This window comes from Sphingomonas sp. UYP23, assembly GCF_054059235.1.
Genome location: NZ_JBSSBX010000001.1, coordinates 4653903 through 4667957, shown reverse-complemented (window position 1 = coordinate 4667957; position 14055 = coordinate 4653903). Strand labels below are relative to the sequence as shown.

At 60.1% G+C, this 14055-nt stretch carries 11 protein-coding genes; 6 read left to right on the top strand and 5 right to left on the bottom strand.

What is annotated here, in order from left to right; genetic code table 11:
- Positions 1–21 precede the first annotated feature (21 nt).
- The 3 genes from ACVWYO_RS22790 (at position 22) to ACVWYO_RS22780 (ending at position 2284) form a co-directional block, all read left to right on the top strand.
- Positions 22–906, top strand: a complete 885-nt coding sequence (locus tag ACVWYO_RS22790; protein ID WP_457354739.1) for an MlaD family protein — start codon at positions 22–24, stop codon at positions 904–906.
- Entirely contained in the window at positions 903–1574 is a 672-nt protein-coding gene (locus tag ACVWYO_RS22785; protein WP_457354737.1) for an ABC-type transport auxiliary lipoprotein family protein, read from the top strand. Before ACVWYO_RS22790 ends, ACVWYO_RS22785 begins: the two co-directional genes overlap by 4 nt.
- A gap of 134 nt (positions 1575–1708) precedes the next feature.
- A complete protein-coding gene (locus ACVWYO_RS22780) occupies positions 1709–2284 on the top strand; it encodes a chemotaxis protein CheB (RefSeq protein WP_457354735.1) in 576 nt (191 codons plus the stop codon).
- Positions 2285–2724: 440 nt separating this feature from the next.
- On the opposite strand, the gene ACVWYO_RS22775 is transcribed toward ACVWYO_RS22780, so the two are convergent.
- Genes ACVWYO_RS22775 through ACVWYO_RS22765 form a run of 3 tightly spaced genes read right to left on the bottom strand, consistent with a single transcriptional unit; the run spans position 2725 to position 8229 of the window.
- A complete protein-coding gene (locus ACVWYO_RS22775; RefSeq protein ID WP_457355128.1) occupies positions 2725–6219 on the bottom strand; it encodes a CheR family methyltransferase in 3495 nt (1164 codons plus the stop codon).
- A gap of 46 nt (positions 6220–6265) precedes the next feature.
- Positions 6266–7345: an IS630 family transposase gene (locus tag ACVWYO_RS22770; protein ID WP_457354733.1), complete on the bottom strand. Its 1080-nt coding sequence runs from the start codon at positions 7343–7345 to the stop codon at positions 6266–6268.
- 38 nt (positions 7346–7383) lie between these two features.
- On the bottom strand, positions 7384–8229 hold the full coding sequence (locus ACVWYO_RS22765) for a chemotaxis protein CheB (RefSeq protein WP_457354731.1): 846 nt from the start codon (positions 8227–8229) through the stop codon (positions 7384–7386).
- 329 nt (positions 8230–8558) lie between these two features.
- Between ACVWYO_RS22765 and dps the strand changes: the two genes are divergently transcribed.
- Positions 8559–9038 carry a DNA starvation/stationary phase protection protein Dps gene (gene dps, locus ACVWYO_RS22760; RefSeq protein ID WP_457354729.1) on the top strand — a complete coding sequence of 160 codons (480 nt, stop codon included), beginning with the start codon at positions 8559–8561 and terminating at the stop codon, positions 9036–9038.
- Between the two features lie 150 nt (positions 9039–9188).
- The gene (locus tag ACVWYO_RS22755; RefSeq protein ID WP_457354727.1) at positions 9189–9557 is read left to right on the top strand and encodes a response regulator; all 369 of its coding nucleotides are present in this window, start codon (positions 9189–9191) and stop codon (positions 9555–9557) included.
- A gap of 32 nt (positions 9558–9589) precedes the next feature.
- On the opposite strand, the gene ACVWYO_RS22750 is transcribed toward ACVWYO_RS22755, so the two are convergent.
- Positions 9590–10711, bottom strand: coding sequence for a cation diffusion facilitator family transporter (locus ACVWYO_RS22750; RefSeq protein ID WP_457354725.1), 1122 nt, complete (start codon positions 10709–10711; stop codon positions 9590–9592).
- A gap of 90 nt (positions 10712–10801) precedes the next feature.
- Positions 10802–11911, bottom strand: coding sequence for an NAD(P)-dependent alcohol dehydrogenase (locus ACVWYO_RS22745; protein WP_457354723.1), 1110 nt, complete (start codon positions 11909–11911; stop codon positions 10802–10804).
- 434 nt (positions 11912–12345) lie between these two features.
- On the opposite strand from ACVWYO_RS22745, the gene ACVWYO_RS22740 reads away from it, so the two are divergent.
- Entirely contained in the window at positions 12346–13836 is a 1491-nt protein-coding gene (locus ACVWYO_RS22740; RefSeq protein WP_457354721.1) for a CYTH and CHAD domain-containing protein, read from the top strand.
- Positions 13837–14055: the final 219 nt, after the last annotated feature.

The following is a 14055-nucleotide window of genomic DNA, read 5'->3' as shown; positions in this document are numbered from 1 at the left end:
GGCGTCATCTCGACGCTGCTGGTGATCGCGGCCTTTTTCTTCGTCGTCTGGCTCGGTCGCTTCGAGTTCGATCGTCAGTTTGACGAATATCGGATCGTGTTTTCCGGCCCGGTGCGTGGGTTGAGCGTCGGCGGTGACGTCCAGTTCAGCGGCATCAAGGTCGGCACCATCCAGCATATCACGCTGGATGGCCAAGACGCCAGCAAGGTCATTACCGATATCCGGATCGATGGCGAGACCCCGGTCCGCGTCGATTCCGAAGCCACGACCGAGTTACAGGGCATTTCCGGGATCGACGTCATCCAGATCAGCGCCGGGACACCGAGCAGGCCCCTCCTGCGCCAGGTCGACACCAGCAAGCGCCCGATCATTCACAGTAAGCCGAACGCGCTGGCTTCGCTGCTCCTTGGTGGGGGGCAGATGCTGGAAACGGCAACGGAGTCCCTCACCAGGGTTAACCGCCTTTTGTCGGATGAGAATATCGCCAACATGACGGGTGCGGTGCGGGACATCCGATCGACGACAGCGGCGTTCGCTGCCAACCGGGCAATGTTCAGCGATGCTGCGGCAACTCTGGCCAAGCTCGACAGTGCAGCGACCGACATCCAGGGGGCCGCCGCTTCAGTTCACAAGATTGCCGATGGCGATGGGCGGCAGGCTTTCTCCGACATATCCAGCGCGGCGGGCGAACTCAAACTCGCAGTGCACGAAGCGCGCGGAACGATTGCGCGGCTCGACGGCCAGACGGGCGCGATTTCATCGACAACCATCCCCGACATCGATGCCACGATGCGAAGTCTGCAGGATACGGCGGACTCGCTGAACGGGCTTGTCCGCTCGATCCGCGAGGATCCGCGCGGCACGCTGACGAAACCCCGCGGCAAGGAACTGGAGCTTCCCAAATGACGGTGTGCCGATCAACCGCCCGCCTCGGCGGATTCGCAGCGCTATGTCTGCTCGCGGGCTGCGTCGGTGGGCTTCTGGGTGGCGGTAAACCCGACAGCTTATACCGCTTAGGTGTCACCGAGCCTGCTGGCACCACCAAAAGACTATCGTCGGCGCAACCGACGCTCTTGGTCGAGAAAGTCCGCTTCGCTTCGGAAATCGACGGGGACCGAATGCTGGCGGTGCATGCAGGAAGTGCGCGCTACATAAAAGGCGTTCGATGGGTGACGAGCGCGCCGAGTCTTTTCGCGCAGGCAACGGTTCGTGAGCTTCAGTCGCGGATGCCGGGCTTCCGGGTGACGGCGGCGCAGGAGGGCGCGCGCGACGGCTATTCGCTCGCGCTCACCATTGGACAATTCGAAGCGCAGTATGACGACGCAAGCATGCTTGATACGCCGACGATCGTGATCGCAGGCGATGCAACGCTCTATCAGCTTCTCACGCACACCGTCGTCGGGCAACGGCACTTCGTAACGCGGGTAGGCGCTACGCGCAGCCGCGCCGGGGAGATCGTAGCGGCGTTCGATCGCGCCACCATATGTTACACAGCTGATGTCGCAGATTGGATCACGACTTCGGCCGCAGGCCAGCCTCCGTCCGGAGATGCCGTCTGCCCAACGCGGTCGTAGCGTAGCGCGGCGCTGGGCAGAGACAAACGGTGCGCGGTTTCGGGCGGGAGCGTGTACGGTCGCCCCCACCAGCCCAACGTGGGTATCAATCAATGCCGTCTCGTCGCGAGCGCGGACAGAGGAGCATCGGGCCGGTGATAGCGCAAGACATTCCAATCGTATGCGTCGGCGGGTCCGCGGGCGGTCTAGACGCGTACAAAAGACTGCTCGATAGCCTGCCAAGCGACCTCGGCGCGGCGATCGTTATCGTAAACCACCTGCGAACGGTGTCGACACTTCTGCACGAGATCCTTCCACGGCATACGGCGATGCCGGTCGAACTCATCACCGAGGGGCTCGATATCCGGCCGAACCATGTCTTCATCATTCCTGCTCAACGCGATCTGCACGTGCTCAACGGAGAATTTCGGCTGGCCCCCATTTCCAAGCCGCGCGGATGGCCCGATGTCATCACGGTCTTCCTCAAGTCGTTGACCCAGCATTGGCATGGCAGGCTCGTCGCCGTGATCGTGTCCGGCTATGACGGTGACGGCGCAGAAGCCTTGTGTGGTATCCGCGAATGCGGCGGCGTGACGATCGCGCAATTGCCGGCGTCCGCCCTCCAGTCGGATATGCCGGATGGCGCCATTGCGAGCGGCTGCGTTGATTTTATCCTCGGCCCGGAGAGCATCGCGGCAAAAATCGCGGAGATCCTTGGAGCTGCTGAGTAACGAGATAGCGCGCTCCCGCCGCGTCATCGCTATGACGATCCCGCTACTGCCGCCTCTGCCGTAGAGATGAGTATTTTCCGATCCTTCGGCGCCTTGGTGGGAGAAGATACACCGTTGGACAATGATCGCTGCGCGCACGTGGCGGTCGACCCCAGGGAGATCGAAATGCTGACCGAAACCAGAACTTTCCTTCGCGACCGGGCCAGTACCGAAGATGCAATGGCTGCGGCGACTGACTGTGGACCTGCCGCGTGGTCTCATTCTCTTCTCGCACGTCTTTATCGCGAACGGTGTGTCGACGCTGCTGGTGGAGGTGAAGAGTGTGTCGACTGCACGATGGGGCCCCCGTGCCTCATCATCATAAGCCAAGGTTGCTAACATTCATGCCACGGCTGCCGATGCCGACAGAATTTAGGAACGAACGGTCCGTGGCGAACGCGCTACCCACCAGCAGTGATTTCTGCGATTTCGTGGGTTCCGACGGCTGCCTCGGTCGAAGACGATCCTGATGCGGCTTTTGCCATAGGGCTGTGGGTGGCGGCCTGCGCAATCCGAGCAAGCTCTGGAAGCGACTTTGCCTGCATCTTATGCATGATCGCTGCGCGATGATTTTCCACAGTGCGCTGGCTGATTCCAAGATCGGCGGCGATATTCTTGCTCGGGTGGCCTGCAAGGACCAAGTCCATCACCTCGCGCTGGCGGACAGTAAGATCGTCGACATGAGCCGCTGCTTCTCCATGCGCGGCATCGAGCAGCCGGAGGTCATGAGACTGATCGATCGCGCGCTCGATACTGGCGAGCAATACGATCCGCCCAACAGGCTTTTCGATTAAATCGCACGCGCCCGTTTGCATCGCTGCGACGGCGAGACCGATGTCACCGCTGCCGGTGATCAGAATTGCCGGAAGATAATCTCCGCGGTCACGAAGCGTTTCGATCAGCGTCACGCCGCTCATGCCCGGCAGGTGGGCGTCGACCAGCAGACACCCATCGATCCCTGGTCGATAGGCATCGAGAAACGCTTCCGCGCTAGCGAAGTCTTCGACGATCCGTCCGTCGGCTTCGAGTACGTCGCGGATGGTGGCTCGTATTTCCGGATCGTCATCGATTACATAGGCCACAGGTTTTCCATCCGTTGCCGCGGTTACGACCCGGTGTGAGACTGATGGTCGAGCGCTGGCGATCAACCGCGCGATTGACGCGATGAGGTCGTTCGGTTTCACCGGCTTGCTCAGTTGGATGCACTCTTCGCTCGCAATCCGCGCCAGCGCTTCGCTCGAGATATCACCCGTGAGAACGATCGCCGGCAGGCTATCTGGCATCCCGGCACGAAGGCAGCGCAGGAGATCGAGGCCATCCATGCCACCTGGAAGGTTATAGTCGGTCAGCAGGAGTTCCGGCTTGATCGCACCTGCGGCGACCAGCTTGATTGCAGACGCCGCATCGGATGCTGTTCTGACGATATGCCCTTCGGCCTTGAGCAGTTGTTCCAGCAGGTCGACGACATCCGGGTCATCTTCGACGATGACGATCTTGCAGGTACGACGATGCAGACCCGCGGTGCCATCAGCTTCGGGTAGTGCTGCCACGGGAGTCGATAGCTCTGCGGCTGGGCACGAGAGGGTGATGGTAAAGACCGATCCCTTGTGCGGCTTCGATCGAACATCGACGTCATGCCCGAGCAGGTGGCCGAGGCGTTGCACGATGGACAGGCCAAGGCCCAGGCCAAGGCTCCGTTCGCGCGCGGCGTTGTTGACCTGATGAAATTCTTCGAAAATGGCGTGAAGCTGGTCGGCGGCGATGCCGATCCCGGTGTCCCAAACCTCGATAAGGAGTCTGCCGTCGCGGTGCCGGCAGCCGAGCAGGACTTTTCCCCGCTTCGTATATTTGATGGCGTTCCCGAGCAGGTTCCGGATCATCTGCGTGAGCAGAGCCGGGTCGCTGTACACCACCGCCGCACTCGGCAAAATGTGGAGAGACAGATTGCGAGATTGCGCAAGATAAGCGAACTCGTCTCGCAACGGATTCAGCGCATCGGCGATCGGAAAGATGACTGGATTGGCTTCCACAACACCGGCTTCGATCTGGTTAATGTCAAGCAACGCATTGAGCATACCGGACATCGCTGCCAAGGTTTGGCCCTGTCGGGAAAGCAACTTCTTCGCCTTTTCGTCGTCGGTGGACTGTGACAGCAGTTCCTGAAGGAGGGTAAGCGATTGCAGTGGTTGGCGCAAATCATGGCTTGCCGCGGCCAAGAAGCGCGACTTGGCAAGATTGGCGCGGTCCGCTTCGACCTTGGCGAGTTCGAGAGCTTTAGCAGTGATTTTTAGGTCAGTGGTTTCGGCGAAGGTGATTACGACACCTTCAACATTGCCATCATGCGCGCGGTAGGGAAATACCCGCCGGAGAAACCATGTGTCGTTCGGCGCGCCGATCTCGCGCTCGATCAAGATGTGATCGGATAGGACTCGTCTAGCATCGCTCAGCAGCTCGGGATCGGTGGCGATCGGCCGCAGGTCCGCGATCGGCCGTCCCATGTCCCCGGTGATTATGCTAAACACCGACTTTATCGCAGGGGTATAAAATCGGATTTTAAGATCGATATCGAGAAAAAGCGTTGCGACATTCGTACTGTAAAGAACATTCTGTAGATCGTCCGACGTCAATCGCTGGCGCTCCAGCGTTTCCTGAAGCTGGCTGTTGAGCGCCGTCAATTCCTCGTTCAAAGACTGTAGTTCCTCCTTGGAGGTAAGCAGTTCCTCGTTTGTTGACTGAAATTCCTCGTTGACCGAAAGCGCTTCTTCGTTAATCGATTTTTGTTCTTGACTCGACGTTTCCTGAACCAGGATTGATGTTTGGAGTTCAGCTTGAGTCGCTTCGAGCTCGTTCTCAAGTTCTGCAACACGCGAGGCGTCACTGCGAGTTGGAATTGAAGGCGCACTTGCGCTTTCGCTTGGCTCTTCGACGAAACAGATGAGCAGCAAATCTTCTTGGTCATTGGCAACCGCCTGCACATCGATCCGAAACCAGATGGTACTGCCATCACGGGTCACACGCGAGCGGCCTCCATCGACGCACGGCACCGTCTTGGTGACCTTGTCGATTGCGAGGCGAAGTTTAGTTCGCAGGGCAGGAGACGCCATGGCCAGCAGATCGAGCGTGGCATATCCCGGTGCGATGCGCAGATAGCGGTCGGTCGGCCCCATCGAATAGAGACACTGCCGCTGGCGATTGATCAGGATCGCGGCTGGCGCATGGCTGGCGATGACCGCCTTGCGGCAAATATCGGCCAACGTGGATTGTCGCATGGGCGAGGCGGACCTATCGTTCTTGCCAAGCAATGGAAGGGTATCGCCAAAGCTTAATGGAAAGCCGGTATCACCGGCACGGCTTCGTGCGATGTGCCGATAGAAACGTTCGGACTTCGCGATGACCTCGAACCGGTCTTCGGCATTCCCAACCGTCTCGGATGAACCCAGGACCAGGATCCCGCCTTCCCGCAAGGCGAAATGGAAGAGCGATATGACCTTGGCCTGGGCTTCTGGATTTAGATAGATCAGGAGATTACGGCAGGAGACGAGATCAATCTTCGAGAAGGGCGGATCTGACAAGACATCCTGAACGGTGAAGACGACGTCGCCGCGCAGTCCGGTCGCCACCCGGTATCCGGCCTCTTCCTTGACGAAAAAGCGCCCAAGCCGGTCTGCAGGGACCGCGTTCTCAATATCAAAGGGGTAAAACCCTTCGCGTGCCGTTGCGATGGCGCTTGGGTCGACGTCGGATGCGAAGAGCTGCAGCTTGATGTCTCGCCCCGACGCTTTGATCGCATCACGGCAAATCATCCCGATCGAATAGGCCTCTTCTCCCGTGCTGCACCCGGCGACCCAAATTCTAAGCGCTTTATGCTCCGGTAAATTATCGACGAGATTGGGAATGATCGTCTTAGCAAGCGCCGCGAAAATCGATGGGTCTCGGAAGAAGCTAGTGGTCCGAATCTAACACTTGGTGCCCGCGTCTGACGGCGGCGATGATTTTATCGGGGTCGGCGGTCCAGACGAAGGGCTTTGAGCTTTCGTTGTGCTCGACCAGGAAGCGGTTGATGGCGGCCTGAAGGTCGACGAGCGAATGAAACACGCCGCGTTTGAGTCGACGGTTGGTCAGCCTGGCGAAGAAGCCCTCGACGGCATTGAGCCAGGAACAGGACGTAGGCGTAAAGTGGAAGGTGAAGCGCGGGTGGCGGTCGAGCCACTCGCGAACCTTGGGGTGCTTGTGAGCGGCGTAATTGTCGAGGATCACATGGATCGCCTTGCCGGCGGGCACGCGCGCTTCGATCAGATTGAGAAAGCGGATGAATTCCTGGTGGCGGTGCCGTTGCATGTTGCGGCCGATCACGGTCCCGTCGAGGATGTTGAGCGCGGCAAAGAGCGTAGTGGTGCCGTTGCGCTTGTAATCATGGGTCATGGTGCCGGCCCGCCCCTTTTTCAGCGGCAGGCCGGGCTGGGATCGGTCGAGGGCCTGGATCTGGCTCTTCTCGTCGAACGACAGGACGATCGCGTGGGCGGGCGGCGCGACATAAAGGCCCACGACATCGCGAAGCTTGTCGATAAACTCGGGATCATTGGACAGCTTGAACTGCCGAACGCGGTGAGGCTGGAGGCCGTGGGCGCGCCAGATCCGGTGAACCGAACTGGCGCTGATGTCGGCTTCGCGGGCCATCAGCGAGGCTGTCCAATGGGTCGTCTCACCCGGCGGCGCCTCATGCGTCCGGCTCGCTACCCATGCGACAACCTCCGCGGTTAGGGGAGGGATGCGCGACGGACGGGTCTTGTCGCGCAGCAGCCCCTCCACCCCTTCCTGCATGAACCGCTCCTGCCAGCGCCACACGCATGTCTTCGATGTGGCCGTCCGCCGCATGATCTCGCTGGTGCCGATCCCCTCGGCGCTCAAAAGCACGATCTTGGCGCGCCAGACGTGCTTTTGGGGCGCGTTACGATCCTTGCAGATCCGCTCGAGACGCTCTCGGTCCGCCGACGCAAGGTCGATGATTATACCACTTCGCATCCCCGATGACTCGCACGGCAAAACGGCGACGGGAATCCCTAATCGGACTCAACTGTCAGGCGATAACCACTAGTCACATTGATCAACAAGTCTTTGGCAAGAAGATCCCGTTCGGTCGGATCTCTACGAAGCAGATCGAGATAGCCGACAAGGTTACCGCGCACAAGCGCGAGAAGCGCTATCCGCCGTTCGATTCGACGTTCCAACGTTCCCGGCTTGTATTGCGTGAAATCATGAGACGTCTTGTCCTTGAGGAAGCCGATGATCTCGTTCAGGACCGTTGATCCCGACGGCAAAATATTATTTTGCTCTGTCGGCTTCTTCGCAATTTCAACTTGATAGTCGGCAAGCGCTTGGGGGATATCATACACTTCGAGGATCCGATCAACCAATCCTGTGCCGATCGCGCTTCGCGGTATCCCGTCATATTCAGCCTCTTCGGGCTTTTGTGCGATCACGTAGCCGCCTGCGGCTTTCAGCGCGGAAAGTGCCCCCCTACCATCCGCACCCGTTCCAGAGAGGATGACGCCAACAGTCTGTTGGCCATAGCCGTCGGCTAACGACTTCAGCAGAAAATCGAAGGGAAGGCGGGCCCCATGGAGTGCCTGGCGCGGTGAAAGGTGCAAAGCGCCGGCGCGAACGGAAAGATATCGACCTGGCGGAATGACATAGATGTGATCGGGGCTGAGGGGGCAGTCGTCGGTCGCTTCGACGATTTTCATCTTGGTGTGTTCGGTCAGTAGGTCGACCATCATGCTCTTGTGGGTGGGATCGAGATGCTGAACGAGGATAAACGCCATGCCCGTGATCGGCGGGATCGCGTCGAGCAATTTCGAGGCGGCATCCAGGCCGCCGGCAGAGGCCCCGATGGCGATAATGGGCATCGCAGCAGGAGGACCTCTCGCGGCTAGTGCGAGTGCTCCTTTTTCCGACTTGGGCGAGGCAAGAGGGACTGCGTGGTTAGCGGGCGGATCCGCCGAACGTGTGGGGTCTGCTGTCATGCAACATGGGGTAGCACTCCTCTACCTCTTACCTCCTACTTATAGTGATTCCGGACATGAATTCGCCGTCATTTTCGAAGCGTGAGTAGTTTCCGAGACTGACCGCGCGGGCGCCGCCCGGCCATTGTCGCGGCCGACCCCGATGTCAGAGCGGCTCGAAATATCCGGGGGCTCTGCATATCCGGCCCGTGGGGTGGCCTGGAGATACGATCATGTACCCAACCAAAAACAGCTTACCCGAGCATGTGCGCGCGCAATCCAACGAGGTCTTGAACAAGCATTTGGCTGCCGCGATCGACCTCCATGCGCAGCTCAAGCAGGCGCACTGGAATGTGCGCGGCCCAGCATTCATTGCGATCCATGAGCTGTTCGATCGCATATCGGTAGAGGCTGAGGGGATGTCCGATCTGATCGCCGAACGGGTTGCTGGGCTTGGCGGAACGGCACGGGGTACAATTCAGTTGGCAAGCGAACGCTCGTTTCTCGCGCCCTATCTGCTTGGGATTGGGTCTGAGCAAACGCATCTTTCGGCTGTGGCCGAGGCTCTCGCGTCATTCGGGGCCTCGACGCGAACAGCCATCGCGGAAGTAACCGCCTTTGGGGATGCGGACACTGCAGACCTTTTCACCGGCATATCGCGCAATATCGACAAGCAGCTCTGGTTCGTTGAGTCGCACCATGTCCCTGCGTGAACGTCCAAAGCGCAGCGCCGATCAACCCGGGGTACCCGCGTCGGGGGACGAAGCTGGCACGATGCAGAATGATAAATACGGACGGGAGAGGCGGCTGCGACGCGCAATTGCGAATTGGGTCAACGAAGGCGGAGCAGGGGGAGAGGTACGGTGACCGTTGGACGCAGGATCGTCATCGTCGAAGATGACGTCCTTATCGCCATGGATCTTGCCGATCTCCTGATCGCGATGGGACACGAGGTTTGCGCGATCGTCTCAAGCGAGAGTGAGGCCGTCGCTGCTGCGACGCGGTGGAAGCCCAATCTGATGATCGTTGACGCAAATCTCTCCGAGGGCAGTGGCGTATCGGCAATGCGCGAGATCCTGGCACGCGGTTTTGTCGCCCATCTTTATATAACCGGCGATCCGGTCCAACTTTTGAAGGTCGTGCCGGATGCCGTCGTCGTTGCAAAGCCATTCAATATGCGCGGCCTTGCAACCGGCATGGCCACAGTGAGTCGCATCAGGAATACCGAATGACTATGAAATCACACCCCTACCCAGCGCGCCGGTCAAACTACGTCCGGCTTCCTTGCCGTCTTCGAAACCTCGACGACGGCAACCGGACTTGATGATCGCATCGGCAGGGCATGCCGCGGTGGCCGCCATGAACTCGGAATGAAGGAAGGCAATTTCAGGCGGAAAGGCTTTGTTAGACGACGCTTGGGCAAATCTTCGACCGGATCCCCGAACCGGTCCCGTCGCTGCGCACTATAGGTCTTGTCGGTCTGCGGTTTGACGAACAGGACGACGACCTCAGGATGCGCAGCGCGAACATGTTGCTCAAGCGCGATCACTTGTTGCTCGACCTGCAAAATCGTCCGCTCATCAGAAAATTCCAGGCTGAGTGCGGCCAGTATCTGATCGGGGGAGAGCTGGACCGTCAGCAATCCGTTCGCGCGCGTGACGAAAGGCTCGGCGGCGGCGATCGCCAGGATCGAGCGTGACAGATGCGGATCGGCCCGCTCGCCGATCAGCAAGCTTTTGCTTTCACGCGCCAGCAGCACGGCCGTTCCACCCAGGATCACGCCAATGACGATCGACGCCACACCGTCGAGCCAGGGCTGCCGCAATGCGACGGCCGAAGCCGTTCCGATTGCGGCGACGACTAGACCGAGCAATGCCGCGCTGTTTTCGAACAGGATCATGAACGAGGGTGGGTCCTTGCTCTCGCGAAAGGCTGCGTAAAAGCCCAGATCGCCGCTCGCAGCGTCGAACTGCCGGAAGGACACCAGCCATGCCCACCCTTCCAGCGCGAAGGCGACGCCGAGCACCGCGTAATTGATCAAGGGATGCTGGATCGCTTCGGGGTGAAGCACGTGGTTGATGCCTTCGTAGACCGCGAACCCGGCGCCCAGGGCGAAGACGAGCAGAGCCACGATAAAGCTCCAAAAGTAGAGCTCTCGCCCATAGCCCAAGGGGTGTTCGATATCAGGCCGGTGCCCGGCGCGGCGAATGCCATAAAGGAGCAGGATTCCGTTTCCGGCGTCGACGAAGGAATGGATCGCCTCGCTCGTCATGGCGGAACTGCCGGTCCACAGCGCGGCAGCGGACTTTGCGAGCGCGACCAGTACGTCTCCGGCCAAAGCGGCGCGGACGGCGGGCGTTGAGGAGTTCTTGCGTCTTGATACCATGGGTTCGTCCGTCGAACTTGCGGCCCCCAGGCGGCGGCTGCATCGCTAGCGCGCGCTCGGGTTCCCGAGCGCAGGGCGTCTCAGGCCGCTTTATCCGGCGCGATGCGAAGCGAGATCGATGACGAAGCGATAGCGCACGTCCTTGCGCTCGACCCGAAGATACGCGTCGTCGATCTGATCGGGGCGAATCAGCTCGATCTGCGGCCGAATGCCGTTGGTGCAGCAATAGTCGACCACGTCCTGCGTCTCGGGCATGCCGCCGATGCAGGACCCGACGATCGATCGCCGCTGACCCCACAGGGCGCCGCCGCTGACGCCTGCAATTGCGCCAGGGGCACCGACGTTGACGAAGATACCGTCCAGCCGGAGCAGCGGCAGGAAGGGCGAGACGTCGAACGGGAAGGGGATCGTCGACAGCATGAAATCGAAGCGATTCGTCATCTCACCGACCAGCGGGATCGGATCGGTCGCAGCCGGTTGCCACACGACGACGTCCTTGGCGCCCATGGCATAGGCGTCCTTGGCCTTGTCCTCGCTCGTCGTGAAGACGGTGGCTTCGGCGCCGCGATGGACCGCGAGCTTCAACGCCATATGCCCCAGCCCACCGAGCCCGATCACCGCGAAGCGTTGGCCCGAACCCAGGCGCCAATGCTGCATCGGGGAAAAGGTCGTGATGCCCGAGCACAATAACGGCGCGGTCGACGCCAGATCCGCGCCATCGGGGATTTTGACGACGAAGCGGTCGCGCACCACGATCCGTTCGGCATAGCCGCCGTGCGTCTGCCCGGGACCGCGCGGGTCGGGCGAGGCATAGGTCAGCGTCGTGCCCGTCGTGCAATATTGCTCCAGACCCGCCGTGCAATTGTCGCAGGCGCAGCAGCTGTCGACCATGCAGCCCACCCCGGCAAAATCTCCGGGTGAGAATCGGGTGACCGCTTGGCCGACGGCGGATACCCGACCGACGAACTCATGCCCCGGCACCATCGGAAACGGCTGTTCGCCCCATTCCCCGCGGATCATGTGGATGTCGCTGTGGCACACGCCGCAATAGAGAATGTCGATCGCGACATCGTCCGGTAGGAGCGCGCGGCGGTCGACTGTCATGCTGTGGATCGGCCCGTTGTTGTGCAGCGCGCCATAAGCACGGGTCGGTGCGCCATGATGCTGAACGATCTCCGCAGGGTCGCTCCGAGTCCGCACGGTTTCGGTTCTATCGGCGAATTTCTCCGGGAAAGAATGTATCGGTCACAACGGTCTCCATGGTTTCGCGGGTGTCAGCCATGCCCAGCAGTGCGATCGCGACGAGCAAGGGACGGAAATGCGCCAAGGCGCCCCTGCCCAACAGGATCGGAAACTACCCAGGGACCGAGGATTCGACGGCAGCGCGGCGACGTACTGGCATCCCCGCATTGTCCGCAGGTCACGACATCTTCGTCGGCGGTCGAGGGCACATGTGCGAGAATACGCGACTATAAGCGAATCTTTCGGCGATTTGCCTGCGTCTGCTTTAGCGCGGTAATGACCGTTGCCAGCGCTTCGGTGACTGCGAGGTCTGCGTAGATTCCGACGCTTTTCCGACTGCCGATCGACGCTGAGAACGGCGCCTCGGTCGCCCGACAAGAACGAATAGCGATATGACAGGTCCGCCATTGGAAACCGAGTTGAAGCTTGATGTGGATGTTCAAGACGGGTCCACGGTCTATGAATCGCTGATCAGGAGCTTCGGCCGTCCTACGGCGCATCATCATCTGATATCCACGTATTTTGATACCATTGACGACCATCTGTGGCATGCCGGCATCACAATACGCGTCCGCCGTGACGGAAAACGGCGCATTCAGACGATCAAGGTCGAGGGCGGCAAAGCCGCCGGGTTGTTTAGCCGGCCGGAATGGGAGTGCGAGATCGCGGGGGAAACGCCGGATCTTGACATGCCTACAGCTGGCTTGCTGACCAAGCTTGCGGGCGCGGCGATCACCGCCGACACCTTGAAACAAGTGTTCACGACAGACATTACCCGCACGCTCTGGCTCGTCGACTCAGATGGCGCGAAGATCGAGATCGCCGCCGACGACGGTGCCATCACCACCGACAGCCGCGCTGCCGCGATCCATGAACTCGAGTTCGAATTGAAGAAAGGTACATGCGCGGCGCTATTCACCGTCGCGGCCAAAATTGGCGCGACCGTTCCGCTGCGCATCGGCGTGCGCAGCAAGGCCGAGCGCGGGCAGGCGCTGCGGACGCCCGATGTCGGCAAGGCGCTGGAAGCTGAGCCTATCGCTCTGGACAAAGACCTCACCACAGCCGCTGGCTTTCAGGCGATCGCTGGTGCCTGCATTCGGCACTACCGGCTCAATGAAGGGCTGCTGCTCGAGGGAACTGACGCCGAAACGTTACATCAATGCCGCGTGGCGCTCCGTCGCCTTCGCGCGGCGCTGACACTGTTCAAACCGATCCTCAAAGACCCGGAATCCATTGCGCTGCGCGACCGATTGCGGACCGCCGCTGCGGTGTTCAGCGATGCTCGTAACATCGATGTGCTGATTGATCGGATCGCGGATCCTAAACTGCTCGCCAAGCTGACGACGCGACGCACGGTGATCTACGCTGAGCTTCTGAGAGCGATAGGAGCGGATAGTTTTCGCGCGTTGATGCTCGACCTTGTCCGCTGGATCAGTGTCGGATCCTGGCTTTCCGAGATGGATACCGCCGAGAAACGGGGCCAACCAATCACCGCTTTCGCCGGTCACGTACTGGACCGTTATCAACGGTGCCTGAATCGACGGGGCAATCATTTGGACAAGCTGGATGACGAGACCCGCCATAAGGTCCGCATCGTCGGCAAGAAGCTTGGCTATGCTGCGGACTTCTTCGGCAGCCTGTTTGCGGGCAAGAAGGCACGCCGCCGGCGTCGACATTTCCTGGAGGCCATAATGGCGCTCCAAACCGAGTTGGGCAGTCTTAACGATGACACGACCGGTGCCGAATTGCTGAACCACTTCACCCCTTTGGCGGTGCCATCGGCGGCCGACACCGCGCGTGCAAACTCGTCTAAGGAGCAATCTATCAGTAGGGCGGCGGATGCCTATGAGATAGTAAAGGACCTTAAGCGTTTCTGGCGCTGACTTCAAACCTTTCCCGTCAATATCGGCGCTAATTGGCACGGGTCTGTCAGCGATCAATGGCACTGCAAGCGGCGCTCCAGATTCTGCCTTGATGCAGAAATCAAAAATTTTGCATCAAGGCCAGGATGCAACGGAACGGCAGGCGTCGCCCAATTAAGTCATTGCAGGAGCGACATGTCGGCCCGCCGAGTCTATATGGGAATACGAATTAGAAGGAGT